The 22,467-nt window shown below is 62.0% G+C and carries 10 protein-coding genes; 3 read left to right on the forward strand and 7 right to left on the reverse strand.

The genetic code is table 11. The features are described 5' to 3' along the window. Both HNO86_RS02165 and putA read right to left on the reverse strand, forming a co-directional pair. Nucleotides 1-1,803 (reverse strand): acyl-CoA dehydrogenase, encoded by a 1,803-nt coding sequence (locus HNO86_RS02165; protein ID WP_175375389.1) that lies wholly within the window; start codon nucleotides 1,801-1,803, stop codon nucleotides 1-3. A gap of 221 nt (nucleotides 1,804-2,024) precedes the next feature. Further along, on the reverse strand, nucleotides 2,025-5,978 hold the full coding sequence (gene putA, locus HNO86_RS02170) for a trifunctional transcriptional regulator/proline dehydrogenase/L-glutamate gamma-semialdehyde dehydrogenase (RefSeq protein ID WP_175375390.1): 3,954 nt from the start codon (nucleotides 5,976-5,978) through the stop codon (nucleotides 2,025-2,027). Nucleotides 5,979-6,435: 457 nt separating this feature from the next. Between putA and putP the strand changes: the two genes are divergently transcribed. Both putP and HNO86_RS02180 read left to right on the forward strand, forming a co-directional pair. Beyond that, nucleotides 6,436-7,920, forward strand: coding sequence for a sodium/proline symporter PutP (putP, locus tag HNO86_RS02175; protein ID WP_175375391.1), 1,485 nt, complete (start codon nucleotides 6,436-6,438; stop codon nucleotides 7,918-7,920). Nucleotides 7,921-8,220: 300 nt separating this feature from the next. Beyond that, complete coding sequence (locus tag HNO86_RS02180; RefSeq protein ID WP_175375392.1) at nucleotides 8,221-9,057, forward strand: 23S rRNA (adenine(2030)-N(6))-methyltransferase RlmJ; 837 nt, start codon at nucleotides 8,221-8,223, stop codon at nucleotides 9,055-9,057. A 90-nt stretch (nucleotides 9,058-9,147) separates the two neighbouring features. On the opposite strand, the gene msrA is transcribed toward HNO86_RS02180, so the two are convergent. The 5 genes from msrA to aceE all read right to left on the reverse strand — a co-directional run bounded on the left by msrA (nucleotide 9,148) and on the right by aceE (nucleotide 19,118). Next, nucleotides 9,148-9,798, reverse strand: coding sequence for a peptide-methionine (S)-S-oxide reductase MsrA (msrA, locus tag HNO86_RS02185; RefSeq protein WP_175375393.1), 651 nt, complete (start codon nucleotides 9,796-9,798; stop codon nucleotides 9,148-9,150). A 114-nt stretch (nucleotides 9,799-9,912) separates the two neighbouring features. Further along, complete coding sequence (locus HNO86_RS02190) at nucleotides 9,913-12,606, reverse strand: GGDEF and EAL domain-containing protein (RefSeq protein ID WP_175375394.1); 2,694 nt, start codon at nucleotides 12,604-12,606, stop codon at nucleotides 9,913-9,915. Between the two features lie 275 nt (nucleotides 12,607-12,881). After that, nucleotides 12,882-14,258, reverse strand: coding sequence for an alkaline phosphatase D family protein (locus HNO86_RS02195; protein ID WP_175375395.1), 1,377 nt, complete (start codon nucleotides 14,256-14,258; stop codon nucleotides 12,882-12,884). A 238-nt stretch (nucleotides 14,259-14,496) separates the two neighbouring features. Beyond that, on the reverse strand, nucleotides 14,497-16,461 hold the full coding sequence (gene aceF / locus HNO86_RS02200; protein WP_175375396.1) for a dihydrolipoyllysine-residue acetyltransferase: 1,965 nt from the start codon (nucleotides 16,459-16,461) through the stop codon (nucleotides 14,497-14,499). 11 nt (nucleotides 16,462-16,472) lie between these two features. Continuing rightward, a complete protein-coding gene (gene aceE, locus HNO86_RS02205) occupies nucleotides 16,473-19,118 on the reverse strand; it encodes a pyruvate dehydrogenase (acetyl-transferring), homodimeric type (protein WP_175375397.1) in 2,646 nt (881 codons plus the stop codon). A 384-nt stretch (nucleotides 19,119-19,502) separates the two neighbouring features. On the opposite strand from aceE, the gene glnE reads away from it, so the two are divergent. Continuing rightward, the gene (glnE, locus tag HNO86_RS02210) at nucleotides 19,503-22,442 is read left to right on the forward strand and encodes a bifunctional [glutamate--ammonia ligase]-adenylyl-L-tyrosine phosphorylase/[glutamate--ammonia-ligase] adenylyltransferase (protein ID WP_175375398.1); all 2,940 of its coding nucleotides are present in this window, start codon (nucleotides 19,503-19,505) and stop codon (nucleotides 22,440-22,442) included. Nucleotides 22,443-22,467 lie beyond the last annotated feature (25 nt).

Genomic DNA, 22,467 nt, shown 5'->3' on the forward strand with positions numbered 1-22,467 from the left:
CTAGAACCACTCATCCTGCATGTTCAAACACACATCATCCCGCGCCTCGAGGATCGCCAGCTCATGGTGGCAAGCCGGGATTTCCCAGGTCAGGAAATACCTTGCCGCCTGCAGCTTGCCTTTATAAAAGGCCACATCCGCCGCATTGCCCTTGGCCAGACCTTGCTCGGCGCGAATTGCCTGCTCCAGCCAGCGCCAGCCGATCACCGTATGCCCGAACACCTTCAGGTACAGCGCCGAGTTCGCCAGGCTGCTGTTGACCTTGCCTTGTGCCATGTCCGTCAGCAATCCGATGGTGACGGTCTGCAGGCGGGCCACGAGTTTTTCCAGTGGTTCACGCAGTGGCGTCAGGGATTCGAACGCTTGTGCGCGCCCGGCAGTTTCGGCGATCAGGCGGATCAGTTGCTTCAGGCCCGCACCGCCGTTCTGCGCCAGTTTGCGGCCCAGCAGGTCCAGCGACTGAATGCCGTGGGTGCCTTCGTGGATCGGGTTCAGGCGGTTGTCGCGGTAATACTGCTCCACCGGGTATTCGCGGGTGTAGCCGTGGCCGCCGAGGATCTGGATCGCCAGTTCATTGGCCTTCAGGCAGAACTCCGATGGCCAGGATTTGACGATCGGCGTCAGCAGATCCAGCAGCTCATGGGCCTGCTTGCGCTCGGCTTCGGTCTCGAGGGTGGTGGTGTCGTCGAACAGCCGCGCCGCATACAGCCCCAGGTCGAACGAGCCTTCGACGTAGGCCTTTTGCGTCAGCAGCATGCGCTTGACGTCGGCGTGCTGGATGATCGGCACCGGTGCGGTGTTCGGGTCCTTGCTGTCCGGCACGCGGCCCTGCGGGCGCTCGCGAGCGTACTCCAGGGAATACAGGTAGCCCGCATACCCGAGCATCACCGCGCCCATGCCGACGCCGATCCGCGCCTCGTTCATCATCTGGAACATGTAGCTCAGGCCGTGATGAGGCTTGCCCACCAGGTAACCGACACACTCACCGTTATCGCCGAAATTCAGCGCGGTGGAAGTGGTGCCGCGCCAGCCCATCTTGTGGAACAGCCCGGCCAGCAGCACGTCGTTGCGCTTGCCCAGGCTGCCGTCATCGTTGACCAGGAACTTGGGCACGATAAACAGCGAGATACCCTTCACCCCGGCCGGTGCGTCCGGCAGCTTGGCCAGCACCATGTGCACGATGTTTTCCGACAGCGGGTGATCGCCGCCGGAAATGAAGATCTTGTTGCCCTTCAGGCGATAGGTGCCGTCGGCCGCAGGCTCGGCGCGGGTGCGAATGTCCGACAGGGAAGAGCCCGCATGAGGTTCGGTCAGGGCCATGGTGCCGAAGAAGCGGCCGTCGATCATCGGTTGCAGGAAGCGGCGTTTCTGCTCCTCGGTGCCGAAGCTTTCGATCAGGTTTGCCGCGCCCATGGTCAGGAACGGGTACGAGGTGGAGGCGGCGTTGGCCGACTGGAAATGCGCGAAGCAGGCCTGGGACAGCAGGGTAGGCAGCTGCATACCGCCGGCCTCGAAACTGCGCGCGGCATTGAGGAAGCCGGCTTCAAGGAAGGCGTCCACCGCTGGTTTGACTTCCGGAATCAGAATCGCCCGGCCGTCCTCGTAGCGCGGCTCGTTCTCGTCGCCCTTGCGGTTGTGCGGGGCGAAGAATTTCTCGGCGATGCTGCGGGCGGTGCCAAGGGCGGCATCGAAGGTTTCGCGATTGTGCTCGGCGAAACGCTCGCGCTGGGTCAGGCCTTCGGCATCGAGGACTTCGTACAGCTCGAAAGCCAGATTGCGGGAACTGAGCAACGTCTCGGACATGGCGGCCTACCTTGGAAAAAGTATGCCGCAGTGTAGGAAGGCTTATAAAAATGGGGAAGGAAGATAGATGAGGGTGATGGGGCGGTACAAGTCATAAGCTTCAAGCTTCAAGCCGCAAGCCGCAAGCCGCAAGCCGCAAGCCGCAAGCTGCAAGCTGCAAGCTGCAAGTAAGAGCAGTTTGCCTTTACTTGCAGCTTGCAGCTCAAGGCTAGCAGCTGCTTTTATCCAATCGTCATCAAGCTCGCATTACCACCCGCCGCAGCGGTGTTAACGCTCAACGCCCGCTCGATCACCAGACGCTCCAGCGCAATGTTGGACTCGCCCTGGGACAGGCCCTGCACACCGACGATAGCGCCAGCACGTTTGGCGACCTGCTGGCACACCGCGCGCAGCTGGTCGGAATGGCCATGATGCAGGACCGCATCGAACACCACTTCATCCTTGTTCCAGTCGGACACCAGCTTGATGCGCGCCTGAATGTCCTTCGGCAGGCGTGCGAACAGCGTCTTGGACAATTCACCTTCCGGCCATACCGCCGAACCGCCGACGGCCAGGACCGCCGCCAGTTGGCTCAGCAGATCGCCTTCGACTTCCGCCAGGCACAGCACGTGTTCGCGCGGCAGGATCGCATAGCTGTTGCGCTCGCCGGTCGGGCCGGCCAGAACGCGGGTGACACCGCTTTGCGATTGCGCGGCGAATTGCACGCACAGAGCGCTCAGGTCGGCGAACTTGTTGCTGTCGGCCCAGGCTTTCAGGGCGGTCAGCGGCTTGCTCATGGCTTCACGCAGACGCACATCCGGTGCTGCGGCAGCATCGGCGCGGGCGAAGGATTGTTCGATTGCGTCGGTAGGACGAGTCGACAGCAGGCGATACAGGTACAGCGGACCACCGGCCTTTGGACCGGTACCCGACAGGCCTTCGCCACCGAACGGCTGCACACCGACCACGGCACCGACGATGTTGCGGTTGACGTAGACGTTACCGGCATTGACGGTGTCGATCACCTTGGCGATGGTCTCGTCGATGCGGGTGTGTACGCCCAGGGTCAGGCCGTAGCCGGAGGCATTGATCTGGCCGATCAGCTGGTCGATGTCCTTGCGCTTGTAGCGAACCACGTGCAGCACCGGACCGAAGATCTCGCGTTGCAGTTCGTCGAAGCTTTCCAGTTCGATCAGGGTCGGCATCACGAAGGTGCCGCGCTTGATTTCTTCGGCATCGGCGATGGCCACCTGGTACACGTTGCGACCTTTGTCGCGCATGCCCTGGATGTGTTTCTCGATGCCGGCCTTGGCTTCGGCGTCGATCACCGGGCCGATGTCCACGGACAGGCGCTCAGGGTTGCCGAGACGGCTTTCGGCCATCGCGCCCTTGAGCATTTCGATGACGCGGTCGGCGGAATCTTCCTGCAGGCACAGTACACGCAGGGCTGAGCAACGCTGGCCGGCGCTGTCGAAGGCCGAGGATACGACGTCGATGACCACTTGTTCGGTCAGCGCCGAGGAGTCGACGATCATCGCGTTCTGGCCACCGGTTTCGGCGATCAGCGGAATCGGACGGCCCTGGCTGTCCAGGCGACCGGCGATGTTGCGTTGCAGCAGACGCGCAACTTCGGTGGAGCCGGTGAACATCACGCCTTTGACGCGATCGTCACCCACCAGACCGGCACCGACGGTTTCGCCACGGCCCGGCAGCAGTTGCAGCACGCCTTCCGGAATGCCGGCTTCGAGCAGCAGGCGCACGGCCTGGGCCGCCACCAGCGGCGTCTGTTCGGCAGGTTTGGCCAGTACCGGGTTACCGGCAGCCAGTGCCGCAGCGACCTGACCGCTGAAGATCGCCAGCGGGAAGTTCCACGGGCTGATGCACACCACAGGGCCCAGCGGGCGGTGAGCGTCGTTGGTGAAATCGTTGCGTGCCTGCACCGCGTAGTAACGCAGGAAGTCCACGGCTTCGCGCACTTCGGCGATGGCGTTGGCGAAAGTCTTGCCGGCTTCGCGGGCCAGCAGGCCCATCAGCGGCTGGATCTCGCCTTCCATCAGGTCGGCGGCACGCTCCAGGATCGCGGCGCGTTCGGCCGGCGGAGTGGCCTGCCAGATCGGTGCGGCGTTCAGGGCACATTGAATGGCGTTGTCGACGTCATCGACGGTGGCTTCCTGCACATGGCCGACCACGTCACGCAGATCCGACGGGTTCAGCACGGCGCTCGGCGCTTCGTTGCTGGAGGTGCAACCGAGCATCGGCGCGGCTTTCCAGTTGTTGTGCGCGGTGGCCAGCAGGGCGCAGGACAACGACGCCAGGCGATGTTCGTTGGCCATGTCGATGCCGCTGGAGTTGGCGCGCTCGGCACCGTACAGGTCGCGCGGCAGCGGAATGCGCGGGTGCGGCAGGCCGAAACCACCTTCCACGGTCGCCATCTTCTCGATGCTCGCCACCGGATCGGCCACCAGTTCCTGGATCGAGATCGACTGGTCGGCAATGCGGTTGACGAACGAGGTGTTCGCGCCGTTTTCCAGCAGACGACGCACCAGGTACGCCAGCAGGGTTTCGTGAGTGCCGACCGGAGCGTACACGCGGCACGGACGGTTCAGCTTGCCCTCGGAGATTTTGCCTACAACCTGTTCGTACAGCGGTTCACCCATGCCGTGCAGGCACTGGAACTCGTACTGGCCCGGGTAATAATTCTGACCGGCGATGTGGTAGATGGCCGACAGGGTGTGGGCGTTGTGCGTGGCGAACTGTGGGTAGATGACTTCCGGCACCGACAGCAGTTTGCGTGCGCAGGCGATGTAGGACACGTCGGTGTACACCTTGCGGGTGTAGACCGGATAGCCTTCCAGGCCTTCGACCTGGGCGCGCTTGATTTCGCTGTCCCAGTACGCGCCTTTCACCAGACGGATCATCAGGCGATGGCGGCTGCGACGAGCCAGGTCGATCACGTAGTCGATCACGTACGGGCAACGCTTCTGGTACGCCTGGATCACGAAACCGATGCCGTTCCAGCCGGTCAGTTGCGGCTCGAAGCACAGGCGCTCGAGAAGATCCAGCGACAGCTCCAGGCGGTCGGCTTCTTCGGCGTCGATGTTCAGGCCGATATCGTATTGCTTGGCCAGCAGAGTCAGCGACAGCAGGCGCGGGTACAGCTCGTCCATCACGCGCTCGTACTGTGCGCGGCTGTAGCGCGGGTGCAGGGCGGACAGCTTGATCGAAATGCCCGGGCCTTCATAAATGCCGCGGCCGTGGGACGCCTTGCCGATCGAGTGGATGGCTTGTTCGTACGAGGCCAGGTACTTCTGTGCGTCGTGTTCGGTCAGCGCCGCTTCACCGAGCATGTCGTAGGAGTAGCGGAAACCCTTGGCTTCGAACTTGCTCGCATTGGCCAGGGCTTCGGCGATGGTTTCGCCGGTGACGAACTGCTCGCCCATCAGGCGCATGGCCATGTCGACGCCCTTGCGGATCATCGGCTCGCCGCTCTTGCCGATGATGCGGCTCAAGGACGAAGTCAGGCCGGCTTCGTTGTGGGTGGAAACCAGTTTGCCGGTCAGCAGCAGGCCCCAGGTGGCGGCGTTGACGAACAGCGACGGGCTGTTGCCCAGGTGCGGCTGCCAGTTGCCGGTGCTGATCTTGTCGCGGATCAGCGCATCGCGAGTGCCTTTGTCCGGGATACGCAGCAGCGCTTCGGCCAGGCACATCAGCGCCACGCCTTCCTGGGATGACAGGGAGAATTCCTGCAGCAGGCCCTGAACGATGCCCGCGCGGCCGCCGGCACTCTTCTGGTTGCGCAGTTTTTCGGCGATCGAGGCGGCGAGCTTGTTGGTGGCTTCGGCCATCGGCGCCGGCAGGCGTGCCTGCTCGATCAGCATCGGTACCACTTCCGGCTCGGGGCGACGGTAAGCGGCGGTGATCGAGGCGCGCAGTACCGATTGCGGCAGGATGCTTTCGGCGAATTCGAGGAAGCACTGGTGGGCGTGATCGACGTGGACTTCACCGGCGTCGTCAGTGGCGGCGGTCACCGAACCGTTCAGCTCGGTCAGGGTTGCACCACCCTCGAGTTTTTCCAGGTAATTGAAAATCGCCTGCTTGATCAGCCAGTGCGGCGTGCGATCAATCGAGGTCGCGGCAGCCTTGAGGCGTTCGCGGGTCGGGTCGTCAAGTTTGACGCCAAGGGTGGTGGTAGCCATGTTTTTATCCTCATGTTTGCCACGACCGCGTGGCATCAGCTGGCGGCAAGATTAGCTGCGCGCCGACAGAGGTGCAACCGGGTGCAACCCTTTTTTGCAGGAATAATCTGCGCCTCGTCGGGAAATGAATTCTGGTACGAAAGTGCAACCCTTGCTTGGAGCTTTTGGTTCTTGAAAAGCGCTTTGACTGCGCAAAAAGGGAGCAAAAATCCCTGTTTTGCGGTGATTTGGTGTGGGTGCAACTAATTCTCGAGAAATGGGTTGCACCTTATTTGCATTGGCGAATAGCATGCGTGCCCCATGGTGCAACCTGTCAAAAGGCAGGTGTACCGGCTGATGGCTTTCCTGGGGAAACATCGGTCATAAATGCGGGGCATCCCGAACCGTCTGTCAAACGTCAACGTTTGCAGGTAGTTCACAAGCCTGCGACATAAAAACAAAGCCAGGGCGTAACTTAATGAGCGTAACGAATCCAACCCTGATCACGTTCGTGATCTACATCGCAGCAATGGTGCTGATCGGCTTCATGGCCTATCGCTCCACCAACAACCTATCTGACTACATCCTCGGCGGTCGCAGCCTGGGCAGCGTCGTGACCGCGCTGTCCGCCGGTGCCTCCGACATGAGCGGCTGGTTGCTGATGGGCCTGCCGGGCGCCATCTACATGTCCGGCCTGTCCGAAAGCTGGATCGCCATTGGCCTGATCGTCGGTGCCTACCTGAACTGGCTGTTCGTCGCCGGCCGTCTGCGGGTGCAGACCGAGCACAACGGTGACGCATTGACCCTGCCGGACTACTTCTCCAGCCGCTTCGAAGACAAGAGCGGCCTGCTGCGGATCATCTCCGCCGTGGTCATCCTTGTGTTCTTCACCATCTACTGCGCCTCGGGCATCGTGGCCGGTGCCCGTCTGTTCGAAAGCACCTTCGGCATGTCCTACGAGACCGCGCTGTGGGCCGGCGCCGCGGCGACCATCGCCTACACCTTCGTCGGCGGTTTCCTGGCGGTGAGCTGGACCGACACCGTACAAGCCACGCTGATGATCTTCGCCCTGTTGCTGACGCCGATCATCGTGCTGCTGGCCACCGGCGGCGTCGACACCACCTTCCTGGCCATCGAAGCGCAGAACCCTGGCAACTTCGACATGCTGCGCAACACCACTTTCATCGGCATCATCTCGCTGATGGGCTGGGGCCTGGGCTACTTCGGCCAGCCGCACATCCTGGCGCGTTTCATGGCGGCGGATTCGGTGAAGTCGATCGCCAAAGCCCGTCGCATCTCCATGACCTGGATGATCCTGTGCCTGGGCGGCACGGTGGCTGTCGGCTTCTTCGGCATCGCCTACTTCTCGGCGCACCCTGAGGTTGCCGGTGCCGTGACCGAGAACCACGAGCGCGTGTTCATCGAGCTGGCCAAGATCCTGTTCAACCCATGGGTCGCCGGTGTGCTGCTGTCGGCCATTCTGGCGGCGGTGATGAGCACCCTGAGCTGCCAGCTGCTGGTGTGCTCCAGCGCCCTGACCGAAGACTTCTACAAGACCTTCCTGCGCAAATCGGCTTCCCAAGTGGAACTGGTCTGGGTAGGTCGCGCCATGGTGCTGCTGGTGGCGCTGATTGCCATCGCCATGGCTGCCAATCCGGAAAACCGCGTACTGGGTCTGGTCAGCTACGCCTGGGCCGGTTTCGGTGCCGCGTTCGGTCCTGTGGTTCTGATCTCGGTGATCTGGAAAGACATGACCCGCAACGGCGCACTGGCCGGCATCCTGGTGGGTGCGATCACTGTGATCGTGTGGAAGCATTTCGAACTGCTGGGCCTGTACGAAATCATCCCTGGCTTCATCTTCGCCAGCCTGGCGATCTACATCGTCAGCAAGATGGGCGCGCCGACCGCCGGCATGCTGCAGCGTTTTGCGGCGGCCGAGGTTGATTATCGTATGAACAAGTAATTGGCGAGAGCCGATGGCTTGAATGAAAACGGCCTGCTTCCGTGATGGAGGTGGGCCGTTTTTTTTGCGCTGGAGGTGAGGTGCTTTTGCTGATGCTTTCGCGGGCAAGCCTCGCTCCTGCGGAATGTGGCATCTGTAGGAGCGAGGCTTGCCCGCGAAGGGGGAGTGTCAGCCAGCATATTTTTGGCTGGTACACCGCTTTCGCGAGCAAGCCCGCTCCCACAGGTAAGCCGCCTGGCCGCCAACTCCTGACTTGCACGCCGGCAGAAGGTAAACTTCCCGGCCTTCGCAGGAGCAGCCATGAATTATCGTCACGCCTTCCATGCCGGCAATCACGCCGACGTGTTCAAACACCTGACCTTGACCCGCCTCATCGCCCTGATGTCGCGCAAGGAACAGCCGTTTGCCTATCTCGACACCCACGCCGGCATCGGTCTGTATGACCTGCAGGGCGATCAGGCCAATCGCACCGGCGAGTACCTGGAAGGCATCGCGCGTCTTTGGAATCAGCCGGACCTGCCGATCCTGACCGCCGACTACATGCAGGTGCTGCACGAGATGAACCCGGACGGCCAGTTGCGCTACTACCCGGGTTCTCCGGAGCTGGCGCGGCGCTTGACCCGTGCGCACGATCGCGTGCTGATCAACGAGAAACACCCCGAGGACGGCCTACTGCTCAAGGAGAACATGGCTGGTGATCGCCGGGTCAAGGTGCACCTGGGCGAAGGCTGGCATGTGCCGAGGGCGTTGCTGCCGGTGCCGGAAAAGCGCGCGGTGATGCTGATCGACCCACCGTTCGAAAAGCTCGACGAGATGCAGCGCTGTGCGTTGGCGATGAAAGAAGCGATTGGCCGGATGCGCCAGACCGTGGCGGCCATCTGGTATCCGGTGAAGGATCAGCGCGCGCTGCGCCGTTTCTATCAGGACCTGGCCGGCACCGGCGCGCCGAAGCTGTTGCGCGTGGAGTTGCTGGTGCACCCGCTGGACACGCCCAACAGCCTGAACGGTTCCGGTCTGGCGATTGCCAATCCGCCGTGGGGGCTGGAGGAAGAATTGCGCGAGCTGCTGCCGTGGTTGGCCGAGAAGCTTGGGCAGACCCAGGGTGGGTGGAAGATGGATTGGTTGATTGCTGAGTAGCAGCGGTGAGCCTCAAGCTACAAGCCTCAAGTTAAAAGCGGGTCGGCCTAACGCCCGCTTGCAGCTTGAAGCTTGCAGCTTGCAGCTGCTTCAAATAGGACAGGTCACGCCGGTGCCGCCGATCCCGCAGTAGCCTTCCGGGTTCTTGGCCAGGTACTGCTGGTGGTAGGTCTCGGCAAAGTACACGGTCGGTGCCTGTTCGACTTCGGTGGTGATTTCACCGAAACCGGACTTGTTCAGTTCGGCCTGGAATGCCTGCTTGCTGGCCAGGGCTTTATCCAGATGCTCAGGGCTGGTGCAGTAGATGGTCGAACGGTACTGGGTGCCGATGTCGTTGCCCTGGCGCATGCCCTGGGTCGGGTTGTGCAGTTCCCAGAACATCTTCAGCAGCTCGTCGTAGCTGACCTTGTCCTTGTCATACACCACCAGCACCACTTCGGCGTGGCCGGTCAGGCCCGAGCAGACTTCTTCGTAGGTCGGGTTCGGGGTGAAGCCGCCGGCGTAACCGACCACGGTGCTCACCACGCCTTCACGCTGCCAGAACCGCCGCTCGGCGCCCCAGAAGCAGCCCAGGCCGAAAATGGCGAAATCGACGTCCTGGAAGAATGGGCCCAGCAGCGGGGTGTCTTCGAAAACGTAGTGTTTCTCGGGCAGGACCATCGGGGTTTCACGGCCAGGCAGAGCTTGTTCTTTGGTAGGGAGCACGTTTTTGTTCACCAGAATTTCCGAGCGCAGAACCATTATCAGTCCTCAGTCAGGATGGGATTTAAGTAAGCAGGTCGTCAGTGTGCCCAATGCCCGCGAGTTACGCACTACCCATTGTGGGAGCGGGCTTGCTCCCACAGGTCAGTGCTATCAGGCGATCGGACCGCGCGGGTAGCGCTTGAGTTTCTCGATCAGATCGGCGCCCGGGATCGGCTGGTCGAACAGGTAGCCCTGGCCGACGTCGCAGCGGTGGCGGCGCAGGAAGGACAGCTGCTCGGCGGTCTCGATGCCTTCAGCCACGACCTTGAGTTTCAGGTTGTGGGCCATGGCGATCACCGCGGAGGTGATTTCCATGTCGTCCTGGTTGTCCGGGATTTCGTGGATGAAGCTTCGATCGATCTTAATGATGTCGATGGGGAATTTTTTCAAGTAACTGAGCGACGAGTAACCGGTGCCGAAGTCGTCCATCGCAAGCGTCAGGCCCAGGCGCTTGAGCTGGTCGAGTTGCAGGTGGGTGTCTTCGGTGGCTTCCAGCAGCAGGCCTTCGGTCAGTTCCAGCTCAAGCAGGTGCGCCGGCAGAGCTTCTTCCTTGAGGATGTTGGTGATCGAGGCCACCAGGTCCGGGTCGGAGAACTGTTTGGGCGACAGGTTGATCGCCACCTGCAGGTTGCCCAGGCCGGCGGCGGTCAGTGCCTTGCTCATGCGGCAGGCCTGGCGGGCGATCCATTTGCCGATCGGAATGATCAGGCCGGTTTCCTCGGCGACGCTGATGAACTGGTCCGGGCGGATCATGCCCTTTTCCGGATGGTCCCAGCGTAGCAAGGCCTCCATGCCCAGCAGGCGACCGCTGCGCAGGCACAGCTTGGGCTGATAGAACACGTCCAGCTCGTTCTGGGTCAAGGCGCGGCGCAGGTTGTTCTCGACGAACAGCTTGTAGCTGGCCTCGGCGTTCAACGCTTCGGTGAAGACCTGCACTTGATGTTTGCCGTTGGCCTTGGCCTTGTGCAGCGCCAGACCTGCGTTGCGCATCAGGGTCTGCGGGTCGCGGCCATGCAGCGGCGCGCAGGCCAGGCCCACCGAACCGGTCACGCTGATCAACTGGTTGTCGACGAACATCGGCTTGTCGAGGGTGGTCAGCAGCTGGCTGGCGATCTGCTGGCCGGTGTGCAGGTCGGTATTGTCCAGCAGCACCGCGAACTCGTTACTGGCGAATCGGGCCAGGCTGCCGCTCGGGCTGAGGCTGTTGCGCAGCCGTCGGGCGAGGCTGATCAGCAGCTTGTCGCCGGTCTGGTGGCCGAGGCTGTCGTTGATCCGCTTGAAGTTGTCGATGTCCACCAGCAACAGGCTGATCGGCGCATCGCTGTCCCGGGCGAAGCGCTCGTCGAGGTTGCGGATGAACGCCGGACGGTTGCCCAGGTTGGTCAGGTTGTCGGTGTAGGCCAGGCGCTCGATGCGTTGCTGCGCGAGCTTGGTATGGGTGATGTCTTCGTAGATGCCGATGTAATGGGTCAGCTCGCGGTTATCGCCATAGACCTTGGAGATCGACAACTGGCCCCAGTAGGGTTCGAGGTTCTTGCGGCGGCTCTTGAATTCGCCTTGCCAGCTGTTGCTCTTGGCCAGCGCAGAAGGCGCATCGAACAGCAGCTCGCTGAGGTTTTCCAGGGCCGGAAGCTCTGACAGGCGCTGGCCGTGGACCTCTTCGGTGCTGTACTGGGTGATCGCGGTGAAGCTCGGGTTGACGTATTCCACCACGCCATCGCAATTGACCAGCAGGAAGGCGTTGGCACTCTGCTCGACCGCACGCTGGAACAGGTGCAGGGCGCTGGTGGCGGTACGACGGTTGTGGTTGCTGATGACCTGGGCGAACTGGTCCGCCAGTTCGCCGGCAAAGGCGATTTCATCCGACTGCCAGGCGCGGGTGGCGCCGGTCTGCTCCAGGCACAGCACGCCAACCACCTGGCCATCGACGCGGATGCTGGCGTCGAGCATGGCGTTGACGTCGCGCGGGCGCAGGGCTTCGGCGATGTGCCGGGTGCGCGGATCGCGCATGGCGTTGTGGGCGTCGATGGCACGACCGGTGTGCAGGGCGTCGAGGTAGTCGGGGAAACTGCTCGCGTCGATCGGCTGCGGCAGTACGTATTCCTGGCTGGCGCGGTGGAAAGCGGAGATCGGCACCAGCATCGAACCTTCGAGGTTCCACAGGCTGGCGCAGTCGATTTCGTAGATCTCGCAGGCGCTGCGGGTGATCAGCTCGGCCGCTTCCTGCAGGGAGTTGCCGCTGCTGTAGCGCTGGCGGGTCAGCAACAGGATCAGATCCTGCTGGGCGCGGACCCGGTCCAGATGCTGCAGTTGCTCCTGCTGAGCGCGCTGGTTGAGCTCCAGGGCGATTTGCAGGCGCGAATTCTGGGTTTCCAGATCGAGGGCGGGCAGCAGCGGGTCGTCCTCGAACAGGCCGTCGATGACCAGCAGGTAGCCGCGCAACAGGTGTCGATTGTGCTGTTTGTAGGCTTCGCCCAGCTCCAGCAGGTTCAAGGAGCCGGTGGCGGTGTGCAGGGTGTAGCGGATCAGGTAATGCGAGCCTTCGCTCAGTTGCAGCTGGATCGCGTCGTGCAGCTCATAGCGCGCTTCAGGCTCCATCAGGCTGGCGTAGGGTGAGCCGACCAGGGCGCAGAGCTCCACCGCCGGCAAGCCGAACTGTCGTTCGCAATTGGGATCGAGAAACAGCAGCGCCCAGCTTGGTTCATTCAGCCGCTCGAAACGCAGCATGCCGAGCCGCGAGGGCACAGGCAACTGCGTCACTACCTCGGCCACCATTCGGCTGGCGGCATCGGGTTGGCTTTTCATATGAAGGAAAACTCGCTTCGAATTTGCTGAACGCGCCGGGCTCACGCCCTCTTACTGTTGCCTGCGGCAAGGTTGCATCATTGCGCTACCGACTGACAAGAGAGATGAAGGCCAAGTGCTATAAGAATATGTCGGCAGCAGACAAGTTTTCTGCAATTTTTTCCCCAGCCCTGTAGGAGCGAGCTTGCTCGCGATGGATCGTCAACGATGACGCGGGAAACCTGACACTGCGCGGCGTCCTGGCGATCATCGCGAGCAAGCTCGCTCCTGCAGGGTCAGTTCAACGAAATACTGGTCGATTGCAGCAGGGTGCCATCGCGGTCATGAAAACGCACATGAATCTGTTCGGTATCGACGATGACGTGGGCGAAGTTGTCCTGGCTGATCACGCCGCTCATGAGTTCATGCCGGTAATCCCCGGCGGCGGTTTGCACCAGCGGTTGGTCGAGAATGAAGGTGGAGGCCTTGGCGTAGGGCAGCAGTCTGCTGTTGCACAGCGGCGAGGAGACGATGGTGTGGACGTCGAAGTCCGGGGCTTCGCTGTGGGTCAGGCGGCTGGTCAATGAGCCGTGGACGTCGCCCGAGACAAAGACCACGTTTTTGATCCCGTGAGTCCGGATGGTTTCCAGCAGTCGCAGCCGCTGCTCGGGAAAGGCCTTCCAGGCGTCGTCCGGCAGGCTTTTGCGGTCGGGGTAGAACATCACGCTGGTGACCACGAATTTGACCCTGGCGGGGCTCTGGATCAGCCATTCGCACAATGCCTGTTCCTGCTCGAGATCGAGCATGCGCGGTTCTGATGATGCCAGGTCGCGTCGGGTACGGCTGTCGGTGACGAACCATTCGATATCGCCATGGCTGAATTGATACCAGTATCGATCCAGCGGTTGCCCGAGGCCTTCCCCCGTGCCGGCAGGCCCATGGCTGGCCTGGTACAGCTCGTAGGCGCGCGTGGCGTTCTCATACAGGTGCTCATCGCCCCGGCTCTTGTTGGCCGGCCAGTTGTCCTCGATTTCATGGTCGTCGAGGATCATGTAGGTCGGTGTGCCGGACATCAGGGCGGCGATATGCGGTTGGGAAAACGCGGTGCGGTATTTGGCGAGGATGTCCTCGTACTCCCGGTCGGGAGCGATGAAGTTCAGATCATCGATGTAAACCTGGTCACCGGTCATGAGCAGGGCGCTGATTGGCGGGTTGGTATTTCTGGCCAGTGTATTGATCGAGGCGAAGATCCGGTCGCCCAGTTGCGGAGCCCAGGGCACGCCGGCGGTCATCTGCAAGTAGCGGCAGGAGCCGACGATGTAGGCACGCGGGGTAGTGACTGCACTGGATTGCGTGCGAAAGCGGTAGAGGGGCTCGGGCCATTGCAGCGGCGATTCGCGCAATGTTTCAACACCAAGCGTCGAACTGAACCAGCCGGCCTGGTATTCGTATTCGGTATCGGCGACAAGTCCCTGAAGGTCGATCACTGCGGCCCCGTCATTCGCCTCCGACAGCGGAGTAAAAGTCGCGTTGTTCCAGTGCTCCTCACCGGCTCTTCGACAGCGAACGGCGGCGAATGCCTGAGTGTCTTTCTGCCAGCCGCCACGCAAAAACAGGCGGGTCTGGTGCGATGTCGTATGGCCGACGATCGGGCCGACGGTAGGTATCAACATATTCTTCGATTCCGTGAAGGTTACGTGTGAGTCCTTTGGAATCGAGCCTACTGACTTGGGCGGGGAAAAAGCGCGGCAGAGTGCGACGTGTGTTGTGGGGGATATCAGCCACCAGCGTAGGAAGGCGTTTTGCGCAGGCAAAAAAAGCCCCGCCAAATTGGCGGGGTTGAGGTACGAGCGTGGCGCTCGGAAACGTGAAACGCAAAAGGCCCTCCGGTGAGGGAGGGCCTTTTGGGAGTTACAGCAGGATGGTGCGGATGTCCGCCAGCAGATCGCTCAGACGCTTGGTGAAGCGTGCGGCAGCGGCGCCGTTGATCACACGGTGATCGTAGGACAGCGACAGAGGCAGCATCAGCTTCGGCTGGAAGGCTTTGCCGTCCCAGACTGGCTGCATGGTTGCCTTGGAAACACCGAGGATCGCCACTTCCGGCGCGTTGACGATCGGCGTGAAGCCGGTGCCGCCAATGTGGCCGAGGCTGGAAATGGTGAAGCAGGCGCCTTGCATCTCGTCCGACGAGAGCTTCTTGGTCCGGGCTTTTTCAGCCAGGGAAGCGGCCTCGGCGGCCAGTTGCAGCAGGCTCTTCTGGTCGACGTTCTTGATGACCGGTACCAGCAGGCCATCCGGAGTGTCGACGGCGAAGCCGATGTTCACGTATTTCTTGCGGATGATCGCCTTGCCGCTTGGCGCCAGCGAGCTGTTGAAGTCCGGCAGTTCCTTGAGCAGGTGTGCGCAGGACTTGAGCAGCAGCGGCAGGATGGTCAGCTTGACGCCGGCCTTCTCTGCGACGGCTTTCTGGGCGTTACGGAACGCTTCGAGTTCGGTGATATCCGCCGAGTCGAATTGCGTCACGTGCGGCACGTTCAGCCAGCTGCGGTGCAGGTTGGCGGCGCCGACCTGCATCAGGCGGGTCATCGGCACTTCTTCGATTTCACCGAAGCGGCTGAAGTCCACGGCCGGAATCGGCGGGATGCCCGCGCCACCGGTTGCACCGGCCGCAGCGGCTGGAGCTTCCTTGGCCTTCTGCATCATCGCCTTGACGTAGGCCTGCACGTCTTCCTTGAGGATGCGACCGTGCGGACCGCTGGCGCCGACAGCGCTCAGCTCGACGCCGAACTCGCGGGCCAGTTGACGCACGGCTGGGCCGGCGTGAACCTTGGCGCCCGGCTTGGTCGGAGCAGCAGCGGGTGCGGCGGCAGGAGCAGCCGCCGGAGCCGGTGCGGCAGCCGGAGCGGCGGCAGGCGCTGGGGCGCTCGGAGCAGCAGCGGCAGGTGCAGCAGCAGGCGCTGCGCCTTTGACTTTCAGCTTGAGGATCAGGTCGCCGGTGCCGACTTCATCGTCGAGCTTCACGGAAACGCTTTCCACCACGCCAGCGGCAGGCGATGGAATCTCCATGCTCGCCTTGTCGGATTCCAGGGTGATCAGCGACTGGTCGGCTTCGACGCTGTCGCCGGCCTTGACCAGTACTTCGATGATCTTGGCCTTGCCCGCCGAACCGATGTCCGGAACGTGGATGTCCTGAACGCTGTCGGCAACCGGAGCTGCCGGTGCGGCGGCCGCAGCTGGCGCAGCGGCTGGTGCAGGCGCTGCAGCCTGGGCTGGCGCGGCAGCGGCAGGCGCCGCGGCACCCGCCACTTCCAGGTCCAGAATCAGGTCGCCGGTGCCGACTTCGTCGTTGAGCTTGACGCTGATGGCCTTGACCACGCCAGCGGCAGGCGACGGGATTTCCATGCTCGCCTTGTCGGATTCCAGGGTGATCAGCGACTGATCAGCCTCGACGCTGTCGCCGACCTTGACCTGGATCTCGATGATCTGGGCCTTGCCCGACGAACCGATGTCCGGCACGTGCACTTGCTGAACCGAAGCGGCTGCAGGGGCAGCGGCTGGCGCTGGGGCAGCAGGTGCTGCGGCCGGAGCCGGTGCAGCTTTGGCCTCCGGGGCAGCGGCAGGCGCAGGGGCCGCAGCAGCGGCGCCCTCGACTTCCAGCTCCAGCAGTTCGTCGCCTTCTTTCAGGCGATCGCCCAGCTTCACTTTCAGGCTCTTGATGATACCGGCCTTCGGCGCAGGCACTTCCATGCTCGCCTTGTCCGATTCCAGGGTCAGGATGCTCTGGTCGGCTTCGATGCGGTCGCCGACCTTCACAAACAGTTCAATTACTTCACCTTCACCGCTGCCGATGTCAGGTACGCGAATGAGTTCGCTCACGGAAACTCTCCTCAGCAGTCCAGTGGGTTGCGTTTTTCCGGGTCGATGCCGAACTTGGCGATGGCTTCGGACACCACCTTAGGTTCGATATCACCACGGTCAGCCAGTGCTTCAAGGGCTGCCAACACCACGAAATGACGGTCGACTTCGAAGAAATGACGCAGTTTCTTGCGGCTGTCGCTGCGACCGAAACCGTCGGTGCCCAGGACTTTGAATTCCTTGGACGGTACCCACTGACGGATCTGCTCGGCGAACAGTTTCATGTAGTCGGTAGAGGCGATGACCGGACCCTTACGGCCGTTCAGGCACTCTTCAACGTAGCTCAGCTTGGGCTTCTGGCCCGGGTGCAGACGGTTGCTGCGCTCTACGGCCAGGCCGTCGCGACGCAGTTCGTTGAAGCTGGTAACGCTCCACACGTCGGCGCCGACGTTGAACTGCTCGCGCAGGATCTTCGCCGCTTCACGGACTTCACGCAGGATGGTGCCGGAGCCCATCAGCTGAACGTGGTGCGCCGCTTCGCGAGTGTCTTCCTCGAGCAGGTACATGCCTTTCTTGATGCCTTCCTCGGCACCGGCCGGCATGGCTGGCTGCTGGTAGGACTCGTTCATCACGGTGATGTAGTAGAAGACGTCCTGTTGCTCTTCGGTCATCTTCTTCATGCCGTCCTGAATGATCACCGCCAGCTCGTAGCCGTAGGTTGGATCGTAGGTGCGGCAGTTCGGGATGGTGGCAGCCAGCAGGTGGCTGTGACCGTCTTCGTGCTGCAGGCCTTCACCGTTGAGGGTGGTACGGCCGGCGGTGCCGCCGATCAGGAAGCCACGGGTGCGGCTGTCGCCGGCGGCCCAGGCCAGGTCACCGATACGCTGGAAGCCGAACATCGAGTAGAAGATGTAGAACGGCAGCATCGGCTGGTTGTGGCTGGAGAACGAAGTACCGGCGGCGATGAAGGAGCTCATGGCGCCTGCTTCGTTGATGCCTTCTTCGAGAATCTGGCCCTTCTTGTCTTCCTTGTAGAACATCACCTGGTCTTTATCGACTGGCTCGTAGAGCTGGCCGACGGACGAGTAGATGCCCAACTGACGGAACATGCCTTCCATACCGAAGGTACGGGCTTCGTCCGGGATGATCGGAACGATGCGCGGGCCGATTTCCTTGTCCTTGACCAGTTGCGCGAGGATCCGCACGAACGCCATGGTGGTGGAAATTTCACGGTCGCCCGAACCGTCCAGGATAGCCTTGAGGGTATCGAGTGGCGGCGTCGGGATGTTGAAGCTCTTGGCGCGACGCTGTGGCACGAAACCGCCCAGTGCGGCGCGGCGCTCGCTCAGGTAGCGGGCTTCGGCGCTGTTCGGCTCCGGCTTGAAGAACGGCAGGTGTTCCAGTTCTTCGTCCTTGACCGGGATGTCGAAGCGGTCGCGGAACGACTTCAGGCTGTCGACGTCGACTTTCTTGGTGTTGTGCGCGGTGTTCTTCGCTTCGCCGGCACCGGTGCCATAACCCTTGATGGTCTTGGCCAGGATGACGGTAGGCTGGTCTTTGTGGTTGACCGCCTGGTGGTAGGCCGCATAGACCTTGTACGGGTCGTGGCCGCCACGGTTGAGTTTCCAGATCTCGTCGTCGGACAGGTCTGCAACCATCGCCTTGAGTTCTGGCGTGTTGAAGAAGTGTTCACGTACGAAGGCGCCGTCTTTGGCCTTGTAGTTCTGGTATTCGCCGTCGATGACTTCGTCCATGCGACGTTGCAGGATGCCGTCGACGTCCTTGGCCAGCAGTGGGTCCCAGAAACGGCCCCAGATGACTTTGGATACGTTCCACTGAGCACCGCGGAACACGCCTTCGAGTTCCTGGATGATCTTGCCGTTGCCGCGAACCGGGCCGTCGAGGCGCTGCAGGTTGCAGTTGATGACGAAGATCAGGTTGTCGAGCTTCTCGCGGCCAGCCAGCGAGATCGCGCCCAGGGATTCCGGCTCGTCGCACTCGCCGTCGCCCAGGAAGCACCAGACTTTCTGCTTGCCTGGCTGGATGAAGCCACGGGCTTCCAGGTACTTCATGAAACGTGCCTGGTAGATCGCCTGGATCGGACCCAGACCCATGGATACGGTCGGGAACTGCCAGAAATCAGGCATCAGCCAAGGGTGCGGGTAGGACGACAGGCCCTGACCGTCCACTTCCTGGCGGAAGTTGTTCATCTGCTCTTCGCTGATGCGGCCTTCCATGAACGCACGGGCGTACACGCCTGGGGAGGTGTGGCCCTGGAAGTAGATCAGGTCGCCGCCGTGTTCTTCGGTCGGAGCCTGGAAGAAGTAGTTGAAGCCGATGTCATACAGGGTCGCACTGGATGCGAAGCTGGAGATGTGACCACCCAGGTCAGAATCTTTCAGGTTCGTACGCATTACCATGGCCATCGCGTTCCAGCGCACGAGCGAGCGGATGCGGCGTTCCATGAACAGGTCGCCTGGCATGCGTGCTTCGTGGGTAACAGGGATGGTGTTGCGGTAAGGCGTGGTGATGGCGTAAGGCAGTTGCGAGCCGCTGCGGGTCGCGAGTTCGCCCATACGGGTCATCAGATAGTGAGCACGGTCTTCGCCTTCTTTGTCGAGAACCGATTCCAGGGCGTCCAGCCATTCCTGGGTTTCGACGGGATCGAGGTCTTGCATGGCTTGCTCCAGGGCGGAAAGGCTACCAGAATCGGTTGCCTGAGTTAGCGACTGGCCTTGTGGGCAGACGTTATGAATTCTTGGATTGCCGAGAGGTAGGTTCCGGCGGCGTGTAGTTTTACTACAAATCATCGGGCATTTCAGCTATCCGAATGTATATACGAGTAGTAAAACTACAGATGATTGGCTTGTGGCCTCCGACTGGGTTGTGAGAATAATCGTTAAGGTTGGTCTTTTTCCAATCAGAAAAGGTGAAACTTTGATGTTGGCTGCCAAAAATAAAGAAATTTCAGCTATTTCTAACTTTTGTTCGACAGTCCTTTTGGTAGTGCATTCGTACAAATCACTACATTCGGCCCATTACACGCCGATCAAGGATAGACCATGAGCCTTCCTTTGCTTGCCCAACTCCCCTCGCTCCTGCTGCCGTTTGTCACCCGCGCCGAGCAGTCGTTCCGTGCCGCCGTCGAGGCGTTGGATGACGATCACGGGCTGTCTGCCTGGACGCCCGAGCGCTGGGCGCAATTCGCCCGGGTGACCGCTGCCAGCGACTTCGTGACCGAACAATGCGTGCGTGATCCGGTGATGCTGCTGGAGCTGGTGCGTTCCGGGGAGCTGGATCGCGCCTATGCTCCCGGCGAGCTGTGCGCACAGATCGCCGCCGCGGCGAGCGTTGCCGAAACCGACGATCTGCTGGGCCGTGCCCTGCGCCGCCAGCGCGCCCGTCATCAAGTGCGGATCATCTGGCGCGACCTCAATCGCCAGGCCGATCTGATCCAGACCTGCCGCGATCTTTCCGACATGGCCGATGCCAGCATCGATCAGGCCTATCAATGGTTGTACACGCGGCATTGCCAGCAGTTCGGCGTGCCCACCGGCCATCGCAGCGGCGAGCCGCAGCAGATGGTCGTGCTCGGCATGGGCAAGCTCGGCGCGGTGGAGCTCAATCTGTCGTCCGATATCGACCTGATCTTCGCCTACCCCGAAGGCGGCGAAACCGTGGGGGTGAAACGGGCGCTGGATAACCAGGAATTCTTCATCCGTCTCGGCCAGCGCCTGATCAAGGCCCTGGACCCGATGACCGTCGACGGTTTCGTGTTCCGCGTCGACATGCGCCTGCGACCTTATGGCTCGTCCGGCGCGCTGGTCCTGAGTTTCAACGCGCTGGAGCAGTACTACCAGGATCAGGGCCGCGACTGGGAACGGTACGCGATGATCAAGTCGCGGGTGGTGGCGGGCGATCAGGTGGCCGGCGCGCAACTGCAAGAGATGTTGCGGCCGTTCGTTTACCGGCGTTATCTGGATTTCTCCGCGATCGAAGCGTTGCGCACCATGAAACAGCTGATCCAGCAGGAGGTGCGGCGCAAGGGCATGGCCGACAACATCAAGCTGGGCTCCGGCGGCATTCGCGAGGTCGAGTTCATCGCCCAGGCCTTTCAGCTGATTCACGGCGGTCGCGACCTGAGCCTGCAGCAGCGTCCTCTGTTGAAAGTGCTGAGTACCCTGGAAGGTCAGGGCTATCTGCCGCCGGCGGTGGTCAGCGAGTTGCGCGAAGGCTATGAATTTCTGCGTTACACCGAACATGCGATCCAGGCGATTGCCGACCGCCAGACCCAGATGCTGCCGGTTGGCGCTGAGGATCAAGCGCGCATTGCCTTTATGTTGGGTTTCGACGACTGGGCGTCTTTCCATGAAAAGCTGATGTTCTGGCGCGGCCGTATCGCCTGGCACTTCGGCCAGGTCATTGCCGATCCCGATGAAGAGCAGGGTGCCGAAAGCGAAGTGGTGGTCGGCGGTGAGTGGCTGCCGTTATGGGAAGAAGCTCAGGATGAAGAAGCGGCCTGCCGGCAATTGCAGGAAGGCGGTTTCACCGACGCGCCAAAAGCCCTGAGGGCACTGGCCGGCCTGCGCAGCAGCCCGCAGTTGCGCGCGATGCAGCGTCTGGGGCGAGAGCGTCTCGATGCCTTTATTCCACGCTTGTTGGCGCAGGCGGTGGAACACGCCAATCCGGACCTGGTGCTGGAGCGGGTACTGCCGCTGGTGGAAGCCGTGGCGCGTCGTTCGGCTTATCTGGTGTTGCTGACCGAAAACCCCGGCGCGCTGCGTCGCCTGCTGACCTTGTGCGCGGCCAGCCCGTGGATCGCCGAGCAGATCACTCGCTTCCCGCTGCTGCTCGACGAGCTGCTTAACGAAGGACGGCTGTTCAAGCCGCCGCTGGCGCCGGAGCTGGCGGCCGAGTTGCGCGAACGCCTGACGCGGATTCCCGAGGACGACCTCGAACAGCAGATGGAAGCGCTGCGTCATTTCAAGCTGGCGCACCGCCTGCGGGTTGCCGCGTCGGAAATCGCCGGGCACCTGCCGCTGATGAAAGTCAGCGACTACCTGACCTGGCTGGCCGAGGCGATTCTGGAGCAGGTGCTGGCGCTGGCCTGGCGCCAGACCGTGGCCAAGTACGGCACGCCGCTGCGCACCGACGGCACCTTGTGCGATCCCGGCTTCATCATTGTCGGTTATGGGAAAGTCGGCGGCCTGGAACTGGGGCATGGTTCGGACCTGGATCTGGTGTTCATCCACGATGGTGATCCGCAGGCGGAAACCGACGGACCGAAATCCATCGATGGCGCGCAATTTTTCACCCGTCTTGGGCAGCGAATCATTCATTTGCTCACGGCCCAGACCAATTCCGGGCAATTGTATGAAGTGGACATGCGTCTGCGGCCGTCCGGTGCGGCGGGGTTGCTGGTGAGTTCGCTGGGTGCGTTTTCCCGTTATCAGGAAGGTGAAGCCTGGACCTGGGAGCACCAGGCGCTGGTGCGGGCGCGGGTGCTGGTGGGCAGTGAAGATGTGGGGCGTGCGTTCGAGCAGGTGCGGGCGGCGATCCTGGGCAAGGCGCGGGATCTGGCGAAGCTGCGCCAGGAAGTCAGCGAGATGCGCGCCAAGATGCGCGATAACCTGGGCAGCAAGAGCACGGCGGCCGGCACCGGGGCAAATGCCTTCGAGGCCACGGCGCCGTTCGATCTCAAGCAGGATGCCGGTGGTATCGTCGATATTGAATTTATGGTGCAATACGCGGCCCTGGCGTGGTCCGAAACACATCCGCCATTGCTGCGCTGGACCGACAATATCCGCATTCTGGAAGAGCTGGAACACGAAGGGCTGATGCCCGCCGAAGATGCCAGCCTGCTGCGCGAAGCCTATAAAGCTTACCGCTCCGCCGCTCACCGACAGGCCTTGCAGAAGGATCCGGGAGTGATACCGGGCGATCAGTTTGCGGACGAACGGCGACAGGTCATGCGGATCTGGCGAGAGCTGGGGCTAAGCTGAACGGGGTATCGGCTACACCCGAACC

It is taken from the genome of Pseudomonas sp. C1C7 (genome assembly GCF_013359595.1).
Classification (GTDB): Bacteria; Pseudomonadota; Gammaproteobacteria; order Pseudomonadales; family Pseudomonadaceae; genus Aquipseudomonas.

Coding starts and splice junctions, on each gene's coding strand:
- HNO86_RS02180 (WP_175375392.1), top strand. CDS start 8,221: ATGAATTATCGTCACGCCTTCCATGCCGGCAATCACGCCGACGTGTTC.
- msrA (WP_175375393.1), bottom strand. CDS start 9,798: ATGGTTCTGCGCTCGGAAATTCTGGTGAACAAAAACGTGCTCCCTACC.
- HNO86_RS02165 (WP_175375389.1), bottom strand. CDS start 1,803: ATGTCCGAGACGTTGCTCAGTTCCCGCAATCTGGCTTTCGAGCTGTAC.
- glnE (WP_175375398.1), top strand. CDS start 19,503: ATGAGCCTTCCTTTGCTTGCCCAACTCCCCTCGCTCCTGCTGCCGTTT.
- aceE (WP_175375397.1), bottom strand. CDS start 19,118: ATGCAAGACCTCGATCCCGTCGAAACCCAGGAATGGCTGGACGCCCTG.
- HNO86_RS02195 (WP_175375395.1), bottom strand. CDS start 14,258: ATGTTGATACCTACCGTCGGCCCGATCGTCGGCCATACGACATCGCAC.
- putA (WP_175375390.1), bottom strand. CDS start 5,978: ATGGCTACCACCACCCTTGGCGTCAAACTTGACGACCCGACCCGCGAA.
- putP (WP_175375391.1), top strand. CDS start 6,436: ATGAGCGTAACGAATCCAACCCTGATCACGTTCGTGATCTACATCGCA.
- HNO86_RS02190 (WP_175375394.1), bottom strand. CDS start 12,606: ATGAAAAGCCAACCCGATGCCGCCAGCCGAATGGTGGCCGAGGTAGTG.